This is a genomic window from Nocardia wallacei (assembly GCF_014466955.1).
GTDB lineage: Bacteria > Actinomycetota > Actinomycetes > Mycobacteriales > Mycobacteriaceae > Nocardia > Nocardia wallacei.
In genome coordinates, this window is the sequence record NZ_AP023396.1 from 6,564,155 (window position 1) to 6,587,057 (window position 22,903).

Genomic DNA, 22,903 nt, shown 5'->3' on the forward strand with positions numbered 1-22,903 from the left:
CGGTGCTACCCCAGCTTCGCGAAGAACCCGCGGATATCGGCCGCCAGGAGGTCGGGTACCTCGTAGGCCGCCCAGTGGCCGCCCTCGGTGTATTCGTTCCACTGCACGATGTTGGCGTGGTCGCGTTCGGCGAACTTACGCGGCGCCCGGAAGTCGTAGCCGAAGGAGGACAGCCCGAGCGGCACGGTGGTCGGTTCGGTGGCGTGCTCGCCGTGGGCGGTCTCGAAGTAGAAGCGGGCCGAGGACGCCGAGGTGTTGGTGAACCAGTAGAGGGCGACGTTGGTGAGGATGTCGTCGGGGTCGAGGCTGGCCAGCAGCTGACCGCTCCAGGCGAGTTGGCCGACGGGGGAATCCGACAGCCCGTGCGCCAGCGTCTGCGGCTGCGCGCGCTGCGCGAAGTCGTGGATGGAGTGCTCCAGGAACTTCTGCCCGAATTGCACGCCCATCAGCTCCTGTTCGCTGAGGCCGTCCAGCTCCCCCGGTTCACCCTTCGGGAACGAGAAGATCTGGTTGACGTGCACGCCGATCACATTGCCTGGGGCCAGCCGACCCATCTCCGGTGAGACGATGGCGCCGCCGTCGTTGCCGTGCACGCCGTAGCGCTCGTACCCCAGCCGCCGCATCAGCTCCACATAGGCGGCCGCCATCCGCTCCGGCGTCCATCCCCGATCGGTGGTCGGCCCCGAGAACGTGAAGCCGGGGTAGGACGGGATCACCAGATGGAACTCGTCGCCCAGCCGCTCGACCAGCCCGAGGTACTCCACGAAGGAACTCGGCCAGCCGTGGGTCAACATCAGCGGCGTGGCCTCCGGATTCGCCGACCGCACATGCACGAAATGGATTGTCTGCCCGTCGATCTCGGTGACGAAGTGCGGATACTCGTTCAGCTTCGCCTCCACCGCCCGCCAATCGAACTCCGCCAGCCACCGCCGCACCAGCGGCCGCACGAACGCCCCCGGCACCCCGTACTCCCACCCCGCCGGCACCGGAATCCCGACATCGACCTGCCCCGCCACCCGCTCCGCAGGCAATTCGTCCGCGAACCGAGCATGCGCCAGCCGGTAGTTCAGGTCGTCCAGCTCGGCCTGCGGAACCTCGATACGGAAGGAACGGATCTCACTCATGATGTCTCCTTACTCACCAGAACGGAATGCTTCGTTCTGTTCTGACGCCAGCATAGCAGAATGGATCGTTCCGTTCCAACCCGTAGCCGTCCGGAGCGGACGGCGGTACAGCCGCTACCGGCCGGAGCCACCCCTCATCCCGACATACAACGTCCGGCACGACCGCCGCATCACGGCAAACCCGCACAGCGACAAGGAACACCACCTTCAGCAGGCGAGCACCCGCCCGCAACAAACAAGCAACCGAAGGGCGCAACATGCGGTCGTCGCCCCTCGGGAAGACACACAATGCACCCCGACAAGCTATATGAAACACATCACATTGATGCGATGCATTACCGGGAGCTTTATTGGAACACGTCAGCGGGATTATCCCGAATTATGCAAGTGAAAGGTGATGCGCAATGGCAATATTGACCGACGACGCAATGAACTTCACCCTGGAGACCGAGGCGCGGCTGAAGTCTCTGCTCGACGGAAATGGCCTCGTCGATGCCTCACATCATGCGGTGGCCGAAGCAGACAACAAGTTCGAAGGCTGATCCGATCGAGCAGTAACTGGTACGAGTGGGCAGAATCGGCCCACTCGTACCCAGTACTACTGTTCGACGGTACGATTGGGGTGGGCAAGCTGAATCCGTTGGCATCACACAGAATGACATCGAGTATTCGGACAGCTTCTCTGGACGAGACTCTCCGAAAAGCACAGGCCGTCGCACGACAATTGCACATAACGAGGGTAACGGATACGACGTGGCTGGACCGAATCGGGATTCCGGTATATGCGAGTATCCGCCCCGGCGCACACCGGCGCTCATTGGCAGTAAACGCCGGAAAAGGTCGCTGGCCGAAGGAAGCGCAGGTCGGCGCATACATGGAGGCGATCGAGTTCGCATTCGCTGAATCATCGCGACACCTGGATGCTGTCGACCTGCTCCTGCCATACCAGGTGCAAGGTCAACCCTCGTTTCCGCATTCGCTTCTCTCCTTGTGTCCGGTGTTGGGACGCAGAATTGATGCCGATAAACCGATCGCGTGCGTCGAGGCAACCGAAATCTTTTCGGGCGAGTCCGCCATGATCCCCGCAGAGCTTGTCTTCAATCCCTTCACCGACAATGCCGGCCAGGCCATCTACGGGACGAGCACGAACGGACTGGCTTCCGGAAACACGGTCGAGGAAGCATCTCTGCACGGCCTTTGCGAATTGATCGAACGCGATGTTACTTCCTACCAGTACATAAATCCGAGCTCATACTATGTGCCCGTACAACCGGACACTGTCGGTGTCCCCGAGGATGTCGCGGCACTTGTCGAGCGTATCGTGGCGGCCGATCTGACGGTAACACTACGCTACGCCCCCAACGAGTATGAGCTGCCTTACTTTCAAGCACACATACTGGAACAGCAAGATTTTGCTCCGATTGCGATTTCCACCGGAGTAGGTCTGCATCTCGACGTCGGCATCTCAGCGGTGCGAGCGATCAGCGAGGCCGCTCAGTCACGTTTGACCTTCATCCATGGCGGCCGGGACGACATCATCGACAGATATTCGAAATTCGAAGGACTCGACGGTCGGGCCGCCGAACTCCGCGCCGTCGCGATCTCGCGATCGCGCGTTACCGACCAGGCGCGGAGTATGTCGTTCGATTCGGTGTCTACGACGACGTCGCACATGACCGAATCAATCGACGATGCGCTGGGATTGCTACGAGACAAGCTCGGTAGGAGCGGGATCGAACGGGTGTACCGCTACGTCCTGTCGCCACCCGATGTACCGCTCGCGGTGGTTCGTGTCATCGCACCCGGCCTGGAACACTTCAAACCGGACTTCCATCGCGTCGGGCCGCGCTTGGCCCAGTTCGTGAGCGACTTGTGATGAACAACTCCGTACACTTCTTTGTGGGACCGACCGGTAACGGATCAGCCGCTCTTCGACGACTTGCGGCCGAGGCCGAGGTGTCGATCCATACACCGATCAAGCGTTTCGATATTCCGGCACTGGTCGCTCGAGAAGAGCCGTCGACCATCGTGATCGTCGACGGCCTGTTCTACAGTGCTCCCGCGGTCGGCCATGTGGAGATCCGCGAAGCTTTGGAAGCGGGTTGGTCCGTCTGGGGCCTGTCCTCCATGGGCGCGATTCGCGCGGCGGAGATGCAGCTGCTGGGTATGCGTGGCTTCGGAAGGGTTTTCGACAGGTATGCGTCGGATCCGGAATTTACCGATGACGAGGTCACTCTCTTGCACGAGGAAGAGCCGCCTTATCGGCCGTTCAGCGAGCCGCTGGTTCACATTCGTGAATTTCTCGGGCACATGGTATCGACCAATTTTCTCGAGGCAGACGACGCGGCGGCCGTGATCGACAAAATGAAAAGACGTTGGTTCGGCGATCGGTCTCTGGCGGCGCTCCGGTCCGAACTCGTCGTGACCACCGGCCGTGAGGTCGATGAGATACACAAACTTCTCGAAGGCTTCGACAGGTTCCGGATCAAAACAGAAGACTTCGATACTTTCGTCCGAAGCCGTATCTGGACCCGAGCGGTGATCACACAACGATGATCTCGGACAGGGAAACACTCCGTCGACATCTCGGCGGCCTACCATTTATTTCCGATACCTTCCGCGCGAAGATTGTCTCGTCTCTGGTCGCCGCGAAACGGCAGTCGGCGCTCGGACATGCCCAGCACACCGAGGGAAGCGGTTACCTGACACCGGATGCGGGCGTGCGCTATCTGACCGAACCACACTATCGTTCACTGCACGAGCGTTGGCGTAAATGCCCAGGTCTGATGCCTGCCCAAATAGCCCGGATCGACCGCACGCGACGCGCGATAATTGCACGAGAGCCGACCTGGGAATCGCTGTTACATATTCCGGTACAGTTTGTCGTGCCGGACGACCCTGCAGTCGTCAACGCCAGCAACCCGCTGGTGCCGCAGACTATCGCCCTGGGATACCGAGCGTTCGAATCGCAGGATCTTCTCACTACGGCACTCATCCACGAATACGCCCATGTCTGGATGGGCCTGATCTGTGAAATCGCGGACATCGATAACGGCAGGGACAGGAGACGGTTCATCCTCCCCTCGGGAACTGGCGACAAGACTCTGCGAACAGTTGTCTTCGCTGCGCACTTCGCTGTCGCGTGCGGCCGCTACTTCGGATTCGACACCCCGTACCGGCTCGGCTCGGCACTCACCTACGGCAGCTACGCCCGTGAATCGCTGGACCTCTGTGCCGGTTCGGTCGGGCTGAGCGTCATGGGCCAGGTCGTCTGGCACGAACTGTCGGAGAACGTCATGCCAATCGGTTGATCGTCCAGAGGGACCGGATCATCAGGTTGCAGGCGGTCGCCGTCACGATCCCGACCGCGGCAATCCCGGCTATCAAGTACATGGACAGATGTGGCCCGACGGCCGCGACCACGGCGTAGCCGACCGGCACAACGGAGAGTTCGCCGATCGAATTCACCGATTGAACACGTCCTTGAACGGCATCGGGGATGTGCTGTCCGAGGGCTGTGGACCACGTGACGATCGCGATATCGAGCCCTACACCGGTGATCACGGCTGCCGAGAGCACCATAGCCAAGGGCAAATGCAGTGCGAGCGCAAGCACCGGCAGCGCCAGCGTCCCGCTCGTCGCAGTGGAGACGACAGCCAAACGTCGCGGCTTCCACCGCAGACAGACAAAGCCCCCGAGCACGAGCCCAACCGCGAATGCGCTCTCCATCAGGCCCCAGGACGACGCGCCGCTGTATCCAGTCGCGGCGAGCGCCGGCCCGGCGAGTTCGAACCCGACCCGCCAGAGCATGACGATGACCGCGCCGAACGCCATGTTGGCGACCAACCAACTACGGGCGGACACCTCGCGCCAGCCTTCTCGCAGATCCTCCCACGGGCTCGTGGTCCCCGTCCGCGGCGTCGCCCTCAGGGTTACGCGATGCATCAGTGCGGCCGACAAATAGAACGTCAGCGCGTCGAAAACCAGGACCCAGCCCGCCGACGTGAGCGCTACCGTACCGCCGGCGGCGGCCGGTGCTGTCACACGGACGATATTGGAACTCAGCCGGTTCAACGCATTGGCTTGTTGTAGCTGCGACGCAGCCACGAGCTGTTTGAAGATCGCGTTGGACGCGGGGCGGATCAACGCGGACACCGAGCCGGAAAGGAAGGCCAGCGCACCCAGCGACCACGTCGTCGCATGCTCGCTCAGCACCAGCGTGGCGACAACCATCTGGATGGTTCCCGCCGCGGCGCGACCATATACCAGGAGGGCGGATCGCGAGACCCGATCGGCGAGCACACCGCCGTACAGAAGAAATAGGATGCTCGGTACGGCGTTGAGCGCCAGCACTACTCCTAGTGCCGTCACTCCACCGCCCGTGCCCAGCGCGGCGAAGGCCAGGGCCACCGGTGCGGCCGCCGAGCCCACCATTGTGGTCGTATTGGCTGCGAGCACTCGCCGGAAGCGAGCCGACCGAACGACCGAATCCGATTCGGCCGACTCCTGCCGGGTCGAAATACCGCCCTCTGTCACAATTCCCCCCGCGTAGCCCAATCCCTGCGTCGCGCCAAGCACCATACCCGTCGGCGAGAAGTCGCGGTAGCGACGACAGGTGGAACCATCGCCTGTGCCAGGGGCAGAACACCTATGGGGACAGGAACTCTGCCAGGGCCGAGGCGGTGGCGTCGGGGTTCTCGAGTTGGGGGTAGTGGCCGGTGGGTGGGGGGTCGTCGAGGACTACGAAGGTGGCTCGGGGGAGGCGTTCCCGCAGGCGGGGGAGGAGGTGGGCGCCGCTGATGGGGTCGGCGGGGCCCCAGAGGAACAGGGTTGGGTTGGAACAGGATTCGAGGGCCTGTTGCCACCGGGTGGCGTTGGCGCGGCGCTCGTCGTGGTAGCGGTTGAGGCGCCATTGGATGCGTTTGCCGCCGTCGCTCGACGTGGCGAGCCACATCTGGTGCAGGTCCGACTCGGCGACGGGGCGGCCGAGGATTCGGCGCAGGGACATGCGGTAGGCGGACTCGGACAGCAAGGGCCCCAGCAACTTTCCGAGCCGGGTGTAGAGCAGGCGTTGTACCGGCAGCGGCCGATACAGGTCGGGGTAGAGGCCGCCGTTCAGCCAGGCCATCCGGGTGATGCGGGCGCGGTCGCGGGCCAGTAGTTCCTGCGCGACGCTGACGCCGTAATCGTGTGCGACCAAGGCGGTTTCGCGAATGCCCAGGTACCGCCACAGCTCCTCGACCAGCGTGGCCTGCTCGGTGAGGCGGTAATCGTGCCGACGCGGCTTGGCGCTGGCGCCGAACCCCAGGAAGTCCAGAGTGGTTACCCGGCAACCGGATTCGATCAGCGCGGGCAGGACCGGGGCCCAATCGTGCGAGGAGGTCGGATAACCGTGCAGCAGCGTGACCGGGTGACCGTCCTCCGGCCCGTCCTGGCGGTGAAAGATCCGATGCCCGCCCATCTCCACATGGTCGCCCCCGGCGATCCACTCCGCCCGCGACGGATGCATCGGCTACTCCCTTCCCGGCGAGCATCGAGCGACGACGCTCGTGCCGATACCGTACAACCCGGACGGGTTCGCCTCATCCACCCCGCATTCCGCGAGAGTCCGCGCGTGCCTGTCGGACCGGCGCAGTAATCTGCCTGGGTGCCCGAACTCCCGCCCGTCCCGACCCTGCTGGCGACCGCTGTCGAGGCGCTCGGCGGCGCGGCGCGCAAGGGCCAGCAGACCATGGCGGCCGCGGTCGCGCACTCCATCGACACCACGGAGCACCTCGCGGTGCAGGCCGGCACCGGTACCGGCAAGTCGCTGGCCTATCTGGTGCCGAGCCTGCGGCACGCGGTGCAGACCGGCCGCACGGTGGTGGTCTCGACGGCCACCATCGCCCTGCAGCGCCAATTGGTGGACCGCGACCTGCCACGCCTGGCCGAGGCGCTGGAGCAGCCGCTCGGCCGCCGGGCACGGTTCGCTATCCTCAAGGGCCGCAACAACTATCTGTGCCTGAACAAGATCAACAGTGCCGTCCCGGACGAGCCGTCCGACGCCGAACTGTTCGACGCGTTCGCGGTCTCCCGCCTCGGCCGCGAGGTGCAGCGGCTCAACGACTGGGCCTCCGACACCGAGACCGGCGACCGCGACGAGGTGGCCCCGGGCGTCACGGATCGGGCATGGCGGCAGGTCAGCGTGTCCTCCCGGGAGTGTCTGGGCAAGTCGCGCTGCCCGTTCGGCACCGACTGCTTCGCCGAGCGCGCCCGCAGCGAATCCGGCCAGGCCGATGTGGTCGTCACCAATCACGCACTGCTGGCCATCGATGCCATCAGCGGCATCCAGGTGCTGCCCGAGCACGATGTGGTCGTCATCGACGAGGCGCACGAACTGGTCGACCGCGTCACCGGCGTGGCGACCGCCGAACTGTCCACCGCCGCCATCACCGCCGCCGCCAAGCGCTGCGCCAAGCTCGTCGACGAGCAGGAGGTCGACCGGCTCGAGGGCGCCGCCGACGCCTGGCACGCCTTGCTCGAGGAGCTGCCGCCCGGGCGCTGGGACGCGTTGCCCGACGGCGTCTCCCCCGTGCTGGCGCTGATCCGTGATGCCGCCTGGAATCTGCGCACCGCGCTGGCGCCGCCGGGTGTGTCGGCGCCGCAGGGCGATCCGGAGTCCGCCGCGGCCCGCAACCAGGCGGTCGCCGCGGTCGAGGAGGTGCACGACACGGCCGTGCGGGCGCTGACGGCGTTCGAGGAGCCCGACCCGGCCGTGCGCCGCGACGTGCTGTGGCTGTCCGCCGACGAGGTGCGCGGCGTCGCGCGGCGCAGCCTGCACATGGCCCCGCTCTCGGTCGGCGGACTGCTGCGCAGCCGCTTGTTCGGCACCGCCACCGTCATCCTGACCTCCGCGACGTTGCAGGTCGGCGGTTCGTTCGACGGGCTGGCCGTCACCTGGGGCCTGCCGCCGCAGTCGGCGAACCGGGTCGACTCGGCCCTGGCCAACGGCGCCGAGGCGCCTTCGGACCATGCCGCGGTGCGGTGGAATTCGCTGGATGTCGGTTCCCCGTTCGACCACGCCAAGTCCGGAATCCTCTACGTCGCCAAGCACCTTCCGGCTCCGGGCCGCGACGGCATGGCCCCCGCGGCCCTGGACGAGATCGAGCGGCTGATCCGCGCCGCGGGCGGCCGCACTTTGGGCCTGTTCTCCTCGATGCGCGCGGCCAAGGCCGCCACCGAGGTGCTGCGCCAACGACTGGACACGCCCCTGCTGTGCCAGGGCGACGATGCCACCGGGGCCCTGGTCCGCCGCTTCGCCGAGGATGCCGAGACCTCCCTGTTCGGCACGCTGTCGCTGTGGCAGGGCGTCGATGTGCCCGGCCCGTCGCTGAGTCTGGTGATCCTGGACCGCATCCCGTTCCCGCGACCGGACGATCCGCTGCTGGTGGCCCGGCAGCGCGCGGTGGAATCGCGCGGCGGCAACGGATTCATGGCGATCGCGGCCAATCACGCCGCGCTGCTGCTGGCCCAGGGCACCGGCCGACTGCTGCGCAGCACCGACGACCGCGGCGTGGTCGCGGTGCTGGACCCGCGCCTGGTGACCGCGCGTTACGGCGCCTACCTGCGCGCCTCGCTGCCACCGTATTGGGAGACCTTCGACCCGGAGGTGGTGGCCAAGGCCCTGCAACGCCTCACCGCGACCGCGCCGACACCCACCGGCGGCTAAACCTCACGCCGGTGTGAATTAACTCTCAGCCCTTGGCGGAACTTCTATGCGGAACTAAATTGGTCACCGGTACTCCGGTGAACCCCCAATTCCCACATCGGATGTGCCTGTTGCCCCCGCGCCAAGCCCTGCACACGGTGCGGGGGCCCCACTCTTCTGCCGCTTCCGAACTCAGAGCACCCATTTGAGAATCAGGGTCACGACGCCCGCGACGACGGCGAGCACCACCGCGCCCGTTCCCCAGACGACTCCCTGCCGCTGCCACGGGCGGCCGTTGTCGAGCGAGTAGCGCCCCGGCCCGGTGAACGCCAGCGCGGCCGCGGCCACCGCGAACAACAGACCCATCTCGTAACCCGGTCCCTCGGCGCCGCCGAACAGCCCGCTGTGCCAGGTCGCGTTGATCGCGTTGATCATGGTGCCGAGCGCGATGGCGGCGGCGAGCGGCGTGAGCAGGCCCAGCACCAGCAGGCCGCCGCCCACCATTTCACTCAGGCCCGCGAGCGTTCCGAAGAACTTGCCGGGGTTGTAACCCATCTGGTCGAACCCGGATGTGGTGGCGTCCCAACCCATTCCGTCGAACCAGCCGAACAATTTCTGGGCCCCGTGGACGAACAGCAGGCCGCCGAAGACGATTCGCAGGATCAGCAGGCCGATATCGGCGGCGGCGATATCGCCGGTGCGCTGGTCGGGAGCGGTGGTGGTGTGGGCTGTCATGGCGTGTCTCCGAGTTTTCGTTCGTTAGTTTGAGCAAGCAAACCGGACTCTGGTCCGCTTCGTTCACGGGACACAACTCTAGGCGGTTCGATCGATATTCCGCGCGCTACCGGGAAGTTATTCGGCGAGGAAGAAGAAGTACCCGAGAAATACCGCCATAAGCACCCACATCACCCAGTGCACTTCGCGCCCGCGCCCGCGCGCGACCATCACCACCGGATAGAACAGCAGGCCCATGGCGATGCCGTTGGCGATCGAATAGGTCAGCGGCATCATGACCACCGTGATGAACGCGGGAATCGCGTATTCCAGCTTGTGCCATTCGATTTCGCCGAGCGCGCGGGCCATCAGCACCCCGACCACCACGAGCGCCGGCGCGGTCACCGCGGGCGCGCCCGCGACGACGGCGAACAACGGGAAGAAGAACATCGCGACGAGGAACCACGCCGCCGTCGACACCGCGGTCAACCCGGTGCGCCCGCCCGCACTCACGCCCGCGGTGGATTCGACGTACGCGGTGGTGGTGGAGGTGCCGATGATCGCGCCCGCCGTGGTGCCCACCGAATCGGCGGCCAGAGCCTGCGCCGCCCGCGGCAGCCGGCCGTCCGGACCGAGCAGCCCCGCCTGATTGGCGATGCCGATCAACGTGCCCGAGGCATCGAAGAAGTCGACGAACAGCATGGTGAGAACGACGATCGCCATCTGCCCGGTGAACGCGTCGGGCAGGTGGACGAGAGCCTGCCCGAAGGTCTGATCCAGCCCGTGCGGCATGGCGACCACCGAGTCCGGCAACTCCACCAGCCCGCTGACGATGCCGACGACGGTGGTGGCGACGATGCCGTACAGCACCGCGCCGTGCCAGCCGAGCACCATGAAGATCACCGTCAGCAGCAGCCCGAACAGCGCGAGCAGCGTACTACCCTTGGTGAAGTCGCCGAGGTGCACCAGGGTCGCGTCGCTGGCGACCACGACACCGGCGTTCTTCAGGCCGAGGAAGGCCACGAACATGCCGATGCCCGCGCCGACGGCCAGTTTCATCTGCATCGGGATGGCGTCGATGATCTTCTCGCGCACCTTCGTCACGGCCAGCACGAAGAAGATCACCCCGGACAGGAACGTGCCCGACAACGCCTCCTCCCACGGGATGCCCATGCCGAGCACCACCGAATACGCGAAGAAGGCGTTGAGGCCCATACCCGGCGCGAGCGCCACCGGATAGCGCGCCCACAACCCCATGACCAGCGTGCCGAACACGGCGGCGACGGCCGTGGCGGTGAAGACCGCTTGCGTCGGAATACCGAGCGGGCCCAGTTGCCCCCGGTCGCCGAGGACCGACGGATTCACCGCGAGCACATACGACATCGCGAGGAAGGTGACGGTGCCCGCCATGATCTCGCGCTTGTAGGTCGACCCGAGCCGGGTGACCCCGAAGTAGGAGTCGAGGCGACTCTCTGGTCGCGGCTGCGCGTCGGTACTCATCGTGATGTCTCCACCTCGGCCGGAGGAACAATGCCCAGGGCACCGTAGCTGCCGCGAGACACCCGTGCCATTTCAGGACGGCTAACGAGTAGCAATCCAGCCCGGCACCGGTCAGGCGTTACTTGAAGTCACACGCAATCACCGGGCAATTTAATGAAGAATTCGCCTCCAATATGGAGGTTCTTGACCTGGGATGTGGCTGCCGTTACAAATATGTTATCCGCCGAACCGAGCTGTCGTGGCGGCCGAGCGAGAAGTGCAAGCTGTTGGTTACCGATATCGTCGAAGCGGCCACGGAGCTGTCCGCCGACCGCCGCGCAATCTGGGATCTGCTCCTCGATCCCGAAACCTACCCTCGGCTGTTCCCCGGCATCGGCGCCTGCGAACAGTTCGAGAGCGACTCCGGGCCCGCACTGCTGCGCATGCGGCTCGGCGGCGAGACCGGCGAAATCCGCACCTTGGACGTGCACCTGGTCCCCGGGCGAACCTACGAGTTCCTCGAATTGCAGTGTCCCGCACAGGGTTGCTTCGCCGCGATCCGGCTCCGCGGCGACCAGGAGCAGACCCGCGTCAACGTCACCTTCTTCGCCCCGGGCCGGGCGCATCCGCTGGTGGCGACGCTGCCGAACGAGGCCGTGATCGACTGGACGCTGGCCGGGCTGCGACGGGTGGCCGACGTGGTGACCGGTGCGCCGACCTCGATCACGATCAACGGCGAGGACTCTCCGATGCGGCTGCAGGTCGACGTCGCCCGCCAGATGATCTCGACCGGCGTGGTACGCACCTATCGGTTCGACAAGGGCGTGAAACAGCTACGCCGCCTGGCGAAATGGGGCTTCACGCTGGCCGGCGGCTACGCGGCGGCGGCCGCCTACGACCCGCAGCGCCCGGCGGTGATCGACGACCGCGGCATACGCACCTTCGCCGAGATCCACGAGCGGACACACGCGCTGGCGAGTGCGCTCGCCGACCTGGAGATCCGCGCCGGTGACGCGATCGGCCTGCTGTCGCGCAACCACGCCGAGATGGTCGAGATCATGGTCGCCGCCGGAAAACTCGGCGTGGACGTGGTGCTGCTCAACACCGGCCTGGCCGCCGGGCGAATCGCCGAGATCGCCGAAAGGCACGAACTCGCAGCGGTTTTCGCCGACCCCGCGCTCGCCGAACTGATCCGATATCTGCCGCCGGAGATCCCCCGATTCCCCGCCTCGGCCGATCCGGACGATCCCGGCCGCGCCGCCGTCGACGACCTGATCGCAATGGGGCGCGGCAGTTTCGGCAAGCCGTCGCGGCCGGGGCGGCTGATCGTGCTGACGTCGGGAACCAGCGGGACCCCCAAGGGCGCGCGCCGCCCACATCCCAAGGGCTTCGGCACGGTCGCTGCCCTGCTGTCGCGAATCCCGTTGCGGATGAACGAGACCATGCTGATCCCCGCGCCGCTGTTCCACACCTGGGGCCTGGCGGCGTTGCAGATCAGCACGCCGATCCGAGCGACGGTCGTGCTGCCGGAGCGCTTCGACGCCGAGGACTGCCTGCGGCTGATCGCCGAGCATCGGGTCACGTCGCTGATCGTGGTGCCCATCATGGTGAACCGGATCCTGGACCTGCCGCTCGCCGTTCGCGCCCGCTACGACACCTCCAGCCTGCGCGTGGTTGCCAGCTGCGGTGCACCGCTGTCCGGCGCGGCGGTGCTGCGATTCGCCGAACTCTTCGGCGCCACCCTCTACAACGTGTACGGATCCACCGAGGTGTCCTGGGCGACCATCGCCGACCCCGACGATCTGCGAGTGTCCCCGACAACGGCCGGTCGCCCGCCGCTCGGGACGAAAGTCGCTGTGCTGGGCCCGGATTCGCGGCCGGTGCCGATCGGTGCGACCGGCCGCATCTTCGTCGGCAACCACATGCTGTTCGACGGCTACACCGACGCCGCGCCGCCGGGTGAGGCCGACGGCATGCTCGACACCGGCGATGTCGGCTACCTCGACGCCACCGGACGCCTGTTCGTCGCCGGCCGCGACGACGAGATGATCATCTCCGGCGGCGAGAACGTCTTTCCGCGCCCGGTCGAGGAGGCCCTGTCACATCTACCGCAGGTGAGCGAGGTGGCCGTGGTCGGCGTGCCGGACCACGAATTCGGCCAGCGCCTGGCGGCTTTCGTCGTCAAGCGCGATGATTCCGGCCTGGATCCCGACATGATCCGCACCTACATCCGCAACCGCCTCGGCCGCTTCTCGGTCCCCCGCGACGTTCACTTCCTCGATGCCCTCCCCCGCAATCCCACCGGCAAGATCATGAAACGCGCTCTGGCACAGCAGAGCTGAGCCGGTCACGGACCCGCACCGCCCAGCCTACGGGGTCGGTGCGGCGACCAGCCCCAGCTCGGCAGGACCGGACAGCAGGCGGTGACGGGGCAGGACGCGGACGGTGTAGCCCACCGCGCCCGAGAGGGGCACGGGGGTGTCGGCGGCGTAGATCTCCACTCCGGAATCGTTTGCCGTGTGCGTCATTTCGATGGTGATGACATCGGAGAGGTCGTCATCGGGAGACACCCGGCCCAGCACCGCCTGCACCACCACATCCGACGGCGCCAGTCCCGCCAGATCGATGCGGGCGCGCAGCGACAGATCCGCGCCGATCACCGGGGTGTCGGGCAGGCCCGCGCTGTCCACCTGGACCACCTTCACCCGCGGCCACACCGACTCGACCCGGCGGCGGTACTCCGCCAATTCCCGCGCCCCGGCGAAATCGTCCTGCGCCACACCGGAATACGCGGCAGCGGCGGGAATGTAGTAGTCGACGGCGTAGTCGCGCACCATACGCGAGGCCAGCACCTGCGGTCCCAGGGTCTGCAGGGTGTGCCGGACCATCTCCATCCAGCGCACCGGCAGATCGTCGCCGTCGCGGTCGTAGAACCGCGGCAGCACCGCACGCTCCAGCATCTCGTACAGGGCGGCGGCCTCCAGGTCGTCGCGGCGGTGATCGTCGCGGACGCCGTCGGCGGTGGGAATGGCCCAGCCGTTCTCGCCGTCGTACATCTCGTCCCACCAGCCGTCGCGGATCGACAGGTTCAGCGAGCCGTTGAGCGCGGCCTTCATGCCCGAGGTGCCGCACGCCTCCAGCGGGCGCAGCGGATTGTTCAGCCACACATCGCATCCCCAGTACAGGTAGCGGGCCATCGACATGTCGTAGTCGGGCAGGAAGACGATGCGATGCCGCACGGCCGGGTCGTCGGCGAAGCGGACCACCTGCTGGATCAGCGCCTTGCCGCCGTCGTCGGCCGGGTGACTCTTGCCCGCCACCACCAGCTGCACCGGGCGCTCGGGATCCAGCAGCAGCGCACGCAGCCGCTGCGGATCGCGCAGCATCAGCGTCAGTCGCTTGTAGGTCGGCACCCGGCGCGCGAATCCGACCGTGAGCACGTTCGGATCGAAAACGTCGTCGACCCAGGTCAATTCGGCGGGCGCGGCACCGCGCTCCAGCCACGAGGCCCGCACTCGGCGACGCACCTCTGCGACCAGCTTGCCGCGCAGGGTATTTCGCGTAGACCACAGCTCGCGCAGGTCGATGTCGCGCAGTCGCTCCCAGCCGCGCGCCTCCTCCACCAGTTCGGGGCCGACGAGCTCCCGGGCCTTGTCTATCCACTCCCGCGCCGCCCAGGTGGGGGCGTGCACACCGTTGGTGACCGAGCCGATGGGCACCTCGGCGGCATCGAAACCCGGCCACAGCGACGCGAACATGGCGCGGCTGACCTCGCCGTGCAACCGCGACACCCCGTTGGCGCGCTGAGCCAGTCGCAACCCGAGGTGCGCCATGTTGAACACCGACGGATCGGCCTCGCGCCCGAGCGCCACGATGCGATCCACGGAAACGCCAGGCAGCAGCGGAGATTCGCGTTCGCCGTGCGCTCCGCCGAAGTAGCGCCGGACCAGGGCGACCGCGAACCGGTCGATTCCGGCGGGCACCGGGGTGTGCGTGGTGAATACCGTGCCCGCCCGGACCGCGGTCAGCGCCGCGTCGAAATCCATTCCGGCGGCCATGAATTCGCGGATCCGCTCGATGCCCAGGAAACCGGCGTGGCCCTCGTTCATGTGGAAGACGTCCGGGTCGGGCAGCCCGTGGGCGTGGGTGTAGGCGCGTACCGCCCGCACGCCGCCGATGCCCGCCAGGATCTCCTGTTTGATGCGATGGTCCTGATCGCCGCCGTAGAGGCGATCGGTCACCGCACGCAGCTCCGGATCGTTGTCGGCGATATCGGAATCCAGCAGCAGCAACGGAATCCGGCCCACCTGCGCGATCCACACCCGCGCCCGCAGCACACGGCCCTCCGGCATCGGCACGTGCACCAGCACAGGCGCACCCGACTCGGTGAGCAACCGCAGCGGCAGGCCCTGCGGATCCAGATCCGGGTAGCGCTCGGCCTGCCAGCCGTCCGCGGTCAGCGACTGCCGGAAGTATCCGGACCGGTACAGCAGACCCACGCCGATGAGCGGCAGCCCCAGATCGGACGCGGCCTTCAGATGATCGCCCGCGAGGATCCCGAGCCCACCCGAATAGTTCGGCAGCACCTCGGTCACGCCGAACTCCATCGAGAAGTAGGCGATGGCCCGCGGCAGGTGCTCGGCCCGGTCGCCGTCCGACTGCCGATCGAACCAGCTCGGCCGCTCCAGATAGTCCCGCAGACCGGCCGCCGCGGCGTCCACCGCGCGGATGTAGGCGGCATCGGCGGCCAGTTCGTCGAGCCGGGCCGCGGGCACCTCCCCCAGCATCCGCACCGGATCCCGCCCGACCTCCACCCACAGCCCCGGATCCAGCTCGGCGAACAGATCCTGCGTCGGCATATGCCACGACCACCGCAGATTCGTCGCCAGTTCAGCGAGCGCCGACAACCGCTCGGGCAGATGGGCACGGACCGTGAACCGACGCAATGCCTTCACCCGAATGACCCTACATGACGCGGTAGGATCCGCCGAGCTGGATCAATGTCCTGACCTGCGGCGAACCCAGAACGCAGACCTACGACAGGCACTGGTCAGCTCACGCCGTGGCATGGTGCATACGTGTCCCGGAACGCCTCACGCACTATGGCCGCGTCCGGAGCGCCACGCCCCTCTATCCCGGAGACGACCTCGGACACCCGCCAGTAGTTCGACGGCACCAGACGCCCGGACGCAACCGCAGTGAGGGCCGCGTCCGCTGCTTCCTCGGGTTTGTCGGCCGCCACCAGGGCGAGACCCAAGTCCAAGTTCGCCGATGCGATCCGGCGTGGCCGGGCGGACTCAGCGGCCTTCAGATCGGCAAGAACATGGCGCGCGTACGACTCGGCCGCCGGGTCACCCAGCCAGGACAACGTGGTAGCCACGTAGGCGTCCGACTTGGCCGGGTCGTACCGAAAATGGTGTTCCGGCCTGTCGGGTGTGCTCAGCCCGGAAACCAGGCGCGCGACCTTGCGCAGAGCCCCGTAGGTTCCCTCGCTGTTTCCGAGTCGCGCCAGGGCCCGCCCTTCCTGTGCCGTTGCTTGGATGAAAGCCGAACTGTCCTCGGGTGCGATTTCCTGTGCAGCGCGGGACAATTCAGCGGCAACGGCGAATTTTCCAGCCGTAAGCCGTTCCCACGCACGGGTTTCCAGGCACCAGCCGGAAATTTCTCGGTGCTCGGCTTCCAGCGAAGCCTGCCATGCGGCATGTCCTCTTGCCGCAGCGTCAGGCAGTTCTCCCAGGTCGACATGACAAGTGCTAGCCAACAGATTCAACCATCCGACAACGACAACCAGCCGCCGGTGCTGGCTCAGCGTCTTCTTGGCGTCCATCAATTTCGCGGCGAATCCGAGATGGTGCCGGATGCGTGTAAGGAGTTCCTCAGCCGGTGTGGTCGGATATGCCGACGCCAGATCGTCTACGGCCGACTCCAGCCGGTCGAGGGTGTCCCCGCCGATATCCGATGCGGCGATCCGAAGTACCCAATTGACGCGATCTGCTCCACACACCCGCTCATACCAAGTGATCACCTCGGCCGTAGGAGTCCGAACACCTGTCTCGTAATGCCCGAGTGCGGCTTTCGAGTACGGCACCTGTCGCGCCATCTCGGACAGCGACAGTCCGGCCGCCTCCCGCGCGGCGCGTAGTGCAGTGTGATCCACACCCCAATCGTAGACAGGCTGAGGTTCACCGATATCGAAACCGTTTCTCCCCGTCTGAGTTTCGCACGATGGTCGTTCGGAAGGCGATTGGTATGACCGGTATATCGGCGGGTCCTCTGCTGGTTGCGGTTTTGCCGCTCGCGATATAGCTCTGGGCTGTCCTGTGGCCGTACGACTGATCAAACTCAATGTCTTCGCCCGACATGCCCTTCTCGACGCAGTGCGCACGCCGTCGGCTGGACAGGCCCTGACATGCGGGCCTGACCCTGCTGGTCACTCCGGGGCGAGCCACACCGCGCTGTTGGGGGCGAGCGTGACCGTCGCCGAGTACGGCCGTCCGTGCCACGGTTGCGGGCCCGCCTCGACTCCGCCGAGGTTGCCCACGCCGCTCCCGGCGTAGTCGGCGGCATCGGTATTGAGGATCTCGCGCCAGCGGCCGGGGGCCGGGAGGCCGATGCGGTAGTCGCGATGCTGGGCGCCGGAGAAGTTGTAGACGCAGGCCACCAGCGAGTCGTCGGAGCCGTAGCGCAGGAAGGCGACGACATTACCGGCCCGGTCGTCGGCGTCGATCCAGGCGTAACCGCCCGGCGAGGCGTCTTGCGACCACAGCGCCGGATGCGCGCGATAGGCCGCGTTGAGGTCGCGCACGAGGCGTCGGATGCCGTCGTGCAGCGGATTCTCCAGCTCGTGCCAATCCAGTCCGCGATCGTGCGACCACTCCCGGAACTGGCCGAAGTCCTGCCCCATGAACAGCAGCTGCTTGCCCGGATGGGCCCACTGGTAGGCCAGCAGCGTGCGCACCCCGCACGCCTTCACCCAGTCGTCGCCGGGCATCCGCGTCCACAGCGTGCCCTTGCCGTGCACCACCTCGTCGTGACTGATCGGCAGCACGTAGTTCTCACTCCACGCGTACACGGTCGAGAAGGTGATCTCGTTGTGGTGCCAGCTGCGATGGATCTGGTCGCGGCCCAGGTAGCCCAGGGTGTCGTGCATCCAGCCCATGTTCCACTTCATGGTGAAACCCAGGCCGCCGACATCTGTGGACCGGGTGACGCCGGGCCAGGTGGTCGACTCCTCGGCGATGGTGACCACGCCCGGATGATGCTTGTGCACCATCGCGTTCATCTCCTGCAGGAACGCCACGGCCTCCAGGTTCTCCCGCCCGCCGTGGATGTTCGGTTCCCAGCCGCCCTCCGGGCGTGAATAGTCCAGGTACAGCATCGAGGCCACGGCGTCGACGCGCAGGCCGTCGATGTGGAACTCCTCGATCCAATAGCGCGCGTTGGCGACCAGGAAGTTCCGCACCTCGTGGCGGCCGAAGTCGAAAACGTAAGTACCCCAGTCCAATTGCTCGCCGCGGCGTGGGTCGGGGTGCTCGTAGAGCGCCGTGCCGCCGAATCGGCCCAGCGCCCATTCGTCGCGCGGAAAGTGCGCGGGCACCCAATCCAGCAGCACGCCGATGCCCGCCGCGTGCAGGTGATCCACGAACGCCCGGAAATCGTCGGGCGTGCCGAAGCGGGCGGTCGGCGCGTAGTAGGAGGTGACCTGATAACCCCACGAACCGCCGAACGGATGCTCCGCGACGGGCAGCAACTCGACGTGCGTATAACCCTGTGCCAGCACGTATTCGGTGAGTTGCGCGGCCGCCTCGCGATAGTCCAGGCCCGGCCGCCACGAGCCCAGATGCACCTCGTAGACGCTCATGGGCGCCCGCACCGGGTCGGTGCGGGCGCGCGTGGCGATCCAGTCGTCGTCGCCCCAGGTGTAGCGGCTCTCGGTGACCACCGACGCGGTCGCCGGGGGGACCTCGGTGGCGAAGGCCAACGGATCGGCGTGGTCGACCGTGCGGCCGTCCGCGCCGTGCACCCGGAACTTGTATTTCGCACCCACCCCGATCCCCGGGACGAACAGCTCCCACACCCCGGAACCGCCCAATTGCCGCATGGGCGCGGTGTTTCCGCTCCACCCGTCGAAGTCGCCGGTCACCGCGACACCGCGGGCGTTCGGCGCCCACACCGCGAACGACGTCCCCGCCACCTCGCCGTCGAGCGTGGTGTAGCGGCGCGGATGCGCGCCCAGCACCTCCCACAACCGCTCGTGGCGGCCCTCGCCGATCAGGTGCAGGTCGAGTTCGCCGACCGTCGGCAGGAACCGGTAACCGTCGGCATCGAGGACGGTCCGGCTGTTCGGGTACGACACCAGCAACCGGTAGTCCCAGAGGTCCGGGAAGGGCACGATGCCTTCGAAGACGCCGTGCTCCACGTGCGCCAGCGGGTAATCGGTGCCGCCGATCCGCGCCGACACCGAATTCGCGTGCGGGCGAAGAGCTCTGATCACCGTGCCGGTGGGATGCGGATGCGCGCCGAGCACCGTGTGCGGGTCGCGGTGGGTACCCGCGGCCAGCAGCAGCAGATCACGGCGGTTCATCGGCACCTCACCGGAACGACCTCCGGTAGGCCAATTCCGTGCGCGCCGCCGCCGAAACCGGTGGGAGCGTGAGGATGTGGGCGACCGCCCGCGCCGGATCCAGCCGCACGTAATTCGTTCGGCCCCAGTGGTATTCCTCGCCGCTCACCTCATCGAACACCACCGGGTGGTCGTGCCATTCGCGGCCGATCGCCGGCATGTCCAGCGAGATCATGCCGTCCTCGGCGCCGAACGGATCGAGATTCACCACCACCAGCACGGCGTCGCCGGTGCCGGGATCCACCTTCGAGTACGCCAGCAGGGCGTCGTTGTCGATGTGGTGAAAGGTGATGCAGCGCAACTGTTGCAGGGCCGGATGGGCGCGGCGGATCTCGTTGAGCCGGGTCAGCCACGGCTCCAGCGACTCCCCGCGAGCGGCCGCCTCGGTGAAGGGACGCGGGCGCAGCTGGTACTTCTCCGAGTCCAGATACTCCTCGCTGCCCGGCCGCACCGCCTGATGCTCGAACAGCTCGAATCCGGAGTACACGCCCCACGCCGGCGCCAGCGTGGCCGCCAGCACCGCGCGGATCGCGAACATGCCCGGACCGCCGTGCTGCAGGCTCTCGTGCAGGATGTCGGGAGTATTGACGAACAGGTTCGGCCGCGCCTCGTCGGCCTTGGCGGCCAGCTCGCGACCGAACTCGGCCAGCTCGTGTTTGCCGGTGCGCCAGGTGAAATAGGTGTAGGACTGGGCGAAGCCGCGCCGCGCCAGCCCGTACAGCCGGGCCGGGCGGGTGAACGCCTCGGACAGGAACAGCACGTCCGGGTCGGTCCCGCGGACCTGCGCGAGCAGCCACTCCCAGAAGTCGGCGGGCTTGGTGTGCGGATTGTCGACCCGGAATATGGTGACGCCCAGCGAAATCCAGTACCGCACCACCCGCAGCACCTCGGCGTACAGCCCGTCCGGATCGTTGTCGAAGTCGATCGGGTAGATGTCCTGGTATTTCTTGGGCGGGTTCTCCGCGAAGGCGATGGTGCCGTCCGGCAGCGTGGTGAACCACTCCGGATGCTCGCGGACCCACGGATGGTCGGGGGCGCACTGCAGCGCCAGATCCAGCGCCACCTCCAGACCGAGTTCCCGTGCGGCGCAGACGAAGTCGATGAAATCGGCCTCGGTGCCGAGCAGCGGATGGAAGGCGTCGTGCCCGCCCTCGTCGGAACCGATCGCCCACGGGGAGCCCACATCACCGGGCTCGGCGGTCAGGGAGTTGTTGCGGCCCTTGCGATTCACCTTGCCGATCGGGTGGATCGGCGGCAGATACACCACGTCGAAGCCCATGGCGGCGATGCGCGGCAGTTCCTCGGCGGCGGTGGCGAAGGTGCCGTGCACCGGGTTACCGTCGGCGTCCCAGCCGCCGGTCGAGCGCGGGAAGAACTCGTACCACGCGCCGTACAGCGCCTGCCGCCGCTCCACCAGCACGGTGTGCTGCGGGCCGCGCGTGACCAACTCGCGCAACGGGTTCGCCCGCAGAATCTCGCCGACCTCCGCGCTGAACGCCGGGGCCACCCGGGCGGGTAACTGGCCGTCGCCACGCAACGCGGCCGCGGCCGCGCGCAACCGCTCCCACTGCCGCTTCGGCACCTGCTGGGCCGCGCGGTCCAGCAGCCGCGCACCGATTTCCAGGTCGTTGGCCAGGTCGGCGGCGCTCTGGCCGACGGCGAGCTTGGCCTCCACGGCCGCCCGCCATGTCGCTATCGGGTCGCCCCAGCCCTCGATGCGGAAGGTCCACATCCCCGGCTCGTTCGGGGTGAACACGGCGTTGAACACGTCGGGCTCGTACTCCGGCGCCATCCGGATCCGCCGGGCCCGCGAGGCGCCGGGCGCGCGCACCGCCAGCGTCGCGCCGACCACGCCGTGGCCCTCGCGCCACACCACGGCCCGCACCGGGAACACCTCGCCCACCACGGCTTTGGCCGGGCGGCCACCGGGTATGGCCGGAGCGGTGTCATCGATGGCGATGCGACCCGTCACGAGACCAACCGTACCGGCAAACCCCACCCGATCATGAAAGGCGGCCACCGGGCCTGTACCCGAGCCGGGACGGCATGGCAGGCTGGTGACGAAACCTGAAGCGGAGACATCCTCCGCTCCGGCCGGACCGCCGACCTTCCAGGAGGAATCGCTCATGACCGCAGTGCAAGGCCTCTCCGTGGACGTCCCCGCGCCCGCCGGTGTCGCCGACAGCTATCTGGCGGCCCCCGCCGACGGCGCACCGCATCCGGGCGTGCTGCTCTACATGGACGCCTTCGGGGTGCGGCCGAGTCTGCGAGCCATGGCGGATCGCATCGCCGCGCACGGGTACACGGTACTGGCCCCGAATGTGTTCTACCGGCACGGCCGCGCGCCTGTTGTCGAGCTGCCCGACTTCATCGACCCGGGTCAGCGCCCGGACATTTTTCAGCGGTTGCTGCCGATGATCCAGGAACTCACGCCGGAGATTGCGGCCGCCGACGCCGCCGCGTATCTCGACTGGCTGGCGGCGAACGACCGGACGGCCGCGGGTCCCGCGGGCCTCACCGGATACTGCATGGGCGCCCGGTTGGTCGTGTTCACCGTCGGCGCCTTCCCGGATCGCGTGGCGGCAGCCGCCGGATTCCACGGCGGTGGCCTGGTCACCGATACCACCGACAGCCCGCATCACGCTCTCGGAAACGTCACGGCGGAACTGTATTTCGGGCATGCGGACAACGACCGCTCCATGACGGCGGAACAGATCGAGCGCCTCGAGAAGACCCTCACCGACGCGGGCATCCGCTACCGCAGCGAGATCTACGCGGGCGCCCAGCACGGCTACACCCAAACCGACACCGCCTCCTACAACGAACAGGCCGCCGAACGCCACTGGCACGAACTCCTGTCCCTGCTGGACCGCAACCTCACCCCGCCCCGCTGATCACGAGCCGCCTCACCAAACCTCCCCACCACCTGACGACGCTCTCGCGAACCATCCAGCGGGCTACGACCCGACAGCATTTCGCGAAACCATCTATCCCACACCGTGGCCCAACGGCATTCTCGCAAGCCCGTCGCCGCAGTACGACCCGACAACGCCCTCGCGAATGTCCCCGCACTACGCCTCGCAAACCGCCCCTGCATTACAGCCCCGACAACGCCGCACGAAACCGCCCCCGCACTTTCAGCCTGACAACGCCGCACGACATCGCCCCTTCACTACAGCGCGACACACCCTCACGAAACCGCCCCAGGCGCTACAGCGCGACAACGACGCCTCGCGAATCCACCCCTGCGCTACAGCGCGGATTTCCTCGGGAAAC

General features: G+C 67.0%; 16 protein-coding genes. 7 read left to right on the top strand and 9 right to left on the bottom strand.

All coding sequences use genetic code 11. The features are described 5' to 3' along the window. Positions 1-5: 5 nt before the first annotated feature. Positions 6-1,124, bottom strand: a complete 1,119-nt coding sequence (locus tag NWFMUON74_RS29195) for an epoxide hydrolase family protein (RefSeq protein ID WP_187684947.1) — start codon at positions 1,122-1,124, stop codon at positions 6-8. A gap of 404 nt (positions 1,125-1,528) precedes the next feature. On the opposite strand from NWFMUON74_RS29195, the gene NWFMUON74_RS29200 reads away from it, so the two are divergent. From NWFMUON74_RS29200 to NWFMUON74_RS29215, 4 genes are all read left to right on the top strand, one after another. After that, the gene (locus tag NWFMUON74_RS29200) at positions 1,529-1,666 is read left to right on the top strand and encodes a hypothetical protein (protein WP_187684948.1); all 138 of its coding nucleotides are present in this window, start codon (positions 1,529-1,531) and stop codon (positions 1,664-1,666) included. A 113-nt stretch (positions 1,667-1,779) separates the two neighbouring features. After that, complete coding sequence (locus NWFMUON74_RS29205) at positions 1,780-3,000, top strand: YcaO-like family protein (protein ID WP_232111238.1); 1,221 nt, start codon at positions 1,780-1,782, stop codon at positions 2,998-3,000. Continuing rightward, on the top strand, positions 3,000-3,680 hold the full coding sequence (locus tag NWFMUON74_RS29210) for a TfuA-like protein (RefSeq protein WP_187684950.1): 681 nt from the start codon (positions 3,000-3,002) through the stop codon (positions 3,678-3,680). Before NWFMUON74_RS29205 ends, NWFMUON74_RS29210 begins: the two co-directional genes overlap by 1 nt. Continuing rightward, positions 3,677-4,435 carry a hypothetical protein gene (locus NWFMUON74_RS29215; RefSeq protein WP_187684951.1) on the top strand — a complete coding sequence of 253 codons (759 nt, stop codon included), beginning with the start codon at positions 3,677-3,679 and terminating at the stop codon, positions 4,433-4,435. The genes NWFMUON74_RS29210 and NWFMUON74_RS29215 overlap by 4 nt, the downstream gene beginning before the upstream one ends. On the opposite strand, the gene NWFMUON74_RS29220 is transcribed toward NWFMUON74_RS29215, so the two are convergent. Both NWFMUON74_RS29220 and NWFMUON74_RS29225 read right to left on the bottom strand, forming a co-directional pair. Continuing rightward, on the bottom strand, positions 4,419-5,705 hold the full coding sequence (locus NWFMUON74_RS29220) for an MFS transporter (protein WP_269475297.1): 1,287 nt from the start codon (positions 5,703-5,705) through the stop codon (positions 4,419-4,421). The two genes, NWFMUON74_RS29215 and NWFMUON74_RS29220, sit on opposite strands and share 17 nt — an antisense overlap. A 67-nt stretch (positions 5,706-5,772) precedes the next feature. Further along, a complete protein-coding gene (locus NWFMUON74_RS29225; RefSeq protein WP_187684953.1) occupies positions 5,773-6,633 on the bottom strand; it encodes an alpha/beta fold hydrolase in 861 nt (286 codons plus the stop codon). A gap of 138 nt (positions 6,634-6,771) precedes the next feature. On the opposite strand from NWFMUON74_RS29225, the gene NWFMUON74_RS29230 reads away from it, so the two are divergent. Then, positions 6,772-8,832 (top strand): ATP-dependent DNA helicase, encoded by a 2,061-nt coding sequence (locus NWFMUON74_RS29230; protein ID WP_187684954.1) that lies wholly within the window; start codon positions 6,772-6,774, stop codon positions 8,830-8,832. A 171-nt stretch (positions 8,833-9,003) separates the two neighbouring features. Here NWFMUON74_RS29230 and NWFMUON74_RS29235 read toward each other — a convergent pair whose 3' ends face one another. Further along, positions 9,004-9,546: a DoxX family protein gene (locus tag NWFMUON74_RS29235; RefSeq protein ID WP_187684955.1), complete on the bottom strand. Its 543-nt coding sequence runs from the start codon at positions 9,544-9,546 to the stop codon at positions 9,004-9,006. Between the two features lie 117 nt (positions 9,547-9,663). Continuing rightward, on the bottom strand, positions 9,664-11,025 hold the full coding sequence (locus tag NWFMUON74_RS29240; RefSeq protein ID WP_187684956.1) for an NCS2 family permease: 1,362 nt from the start codon (positions 11,023-11,025) through the stop codon (positions 9,664-9,666). Between the two features lie 266 nt (positions 11,026-11,291). Here NWFMUON74_RS29240 and NWFMUON74_RS29245 point away from each other — a divergent pair, with 266 nt between their 5' ends. Then, entirely contained in the window at positions 11,292-13,346 is a 2,055-nt protein-coding gene (locus NWFMUON74_RS29245) for an AMP-binding protein (protein WP_232111241.1), read from the top strand. 27 nt (positions 13,347-13,373) lie between these two features. Here NWFMUON74_RS29245 and glgP read toward each other — a convergent pair whose 3' ends face one another. The 4 genes from glgP to NWFMUON74_RS29265 all read right to left on the bottom strand — a co-directional run bounded on the left by glgP (position 13,374) and on the right by NWFMUON74_RS29265 (position 21,599). Continuing rightward, entirely contained in the window at positions 13,374-15,959 is a 2,586-nt protein-coding gene (glgP, locus tag NWFMUON74_RS29250) for an alpha-glucan family phosphorylase (RefSeq protein WP_187684957.1), read from the bottom strand. 95 nt (positions 15,960-16,054) lie between these two features. Beyond that, positions 16,055-17,161, bottom strand: coding sequence for a helix-turn-helix domain-containing protein (locus NWFMUON74_RS29255; RefSeq protein ID WP_187684958.1), 1,107 nt, complete (start codon positions 17,159-17,161; stop codon positions 16,055-16,057). Positions 17,162-17,434: 273 nt separating this feature from the next. After that, positions 17,435-19,588, bottom strand: coding sequence for a 1,4-alpha-glucan branching protein GlgB (gene glgB, locus NWFMUON74_RS29260; protein WP_187684959.1), 2,154 nt, complete (start codon positions 19,586-19,588; stop codon positions 17,435-17,437). Between the two features lie 7 nt (positions 19,589-19,595). Next, complete coding sequence (locus tag NWFMUON74_RS29265) at positions 19,596-21,599, bottom strand: alpha-1,4-glucan--maltose-1-phosphate maltosyltransferase (protein WP_232110666.1); 2,004 nt, start codon at positions 21,597-21,599, stop codon at positions 19,596-19,598. A 154-nt stretch (positions 21,600-21,753) separates the two neighbouring features. On the opposite strand from NWFMUON74_RS29265, the gene NWFMUON74_RS29270 reads away from it, so the two are divergent. Continuing rightward, positions 21,754-22,521 carry a dienelactone hydrolase family protein gene (locus NWFMUON74_RS29270; protein ID WP_187684961.1) on the top strand — a complete coding sequence of 256 codons (768 nt, stop codon included), beginning with the start codon at positions 21,754-21,756 and terminating at the stop codon, positions 22,519-22,521. Positions 22,522-22,903 lie beyond the last annotated feature (382 nt).

What these genes read in the sequence shown, in the direction of transcription:
- NWFMUON74_RS29270 (WP_187684961.1), top strand. Translation starts at nt 21,754, where the DNA reads ATGACCGCAGTGCAAGGCCTCTCCGTGGACGTCCCCGCGCCCGCCGGT.
- NWFMUON74_RS29240 (WP_187684956.1), bottom strand. Translation starts at nt 11,025, where the DNA reads ATGAGTACCGACGCGCAGCCGCGACCAGAGAGTCGCCTCGACTCCTAC.
- glgB (WP_187684959.1), bottom strand. Translation starts at nt 19,588, where the DNA reads ATGAACCGCCGTGATCTGCTGCTGCTGGCCGCGGGTACCCACCGCGAC.
- NWFMUON74_RS29195 (WP_187684947.1), bottom strand. Translation starts at nt 1,124, where the DNA reads ATGAGTGAGATCCGTTCCTTCCGTATCGAGGTTCCGCAGGCCGAGCTG.
- NWFMUON74_RS29215 (WP_187684951.1), top strand. Translation starts at nt 3,677, where the DNA reads ATGATCTCGGACAGGGAAACACTCCGTCGACATCTCGGCGGCCTACCA.
- NWFMUON74_RS29210 (WP_187684950.1), top strand. Translation starts at nt 3,000, where the DNA reads ATGAACAACTCCGTACACTTCTTTGTGGGACCGACCGGTAACGGATCA.
- NWFMUON74_RS29220 (WP_269475297.1), bottom strand. Translation starts at nt 5,705, where the DNA reads ATGGTGCTTGGCGCGACGCAGGGATTGGGCTACGCGGGGGGAATTGTG.
- NWFMUON74_RS29200 (WP_187684948.1), top strand. Translation starts at nt 1,529, where the DNA reads ATGGCAATATTGACCGACGACGCAATGAACTTCACCCTGGAGACCGAG.
- NWFMUON74_RS29225 (WP_187684953.1), bottom strand. Translation starts at nt 6,633, where the DNA reads ATGCATCCGTCGCGGGCGGAGTGGATCGCCGGGGGCGACCATGTGGAG.
- NWFMUON74_RS29235 (WP_187684955.1), bottom strand. Translation starts at nt 9,546, where the DNA reads ATGACAGCCCACACCACCACCGCTCCCGACCAGCGCACCGGCGATATC.
- NWFMUON74_RS29205 (WP_232111238.1), top strand. Translation starts at nt 1,780, where the DNA reads ATGACATCGAGTATTCGGACAGCTTCTCTGGACGAGACTCTCCGAAAA.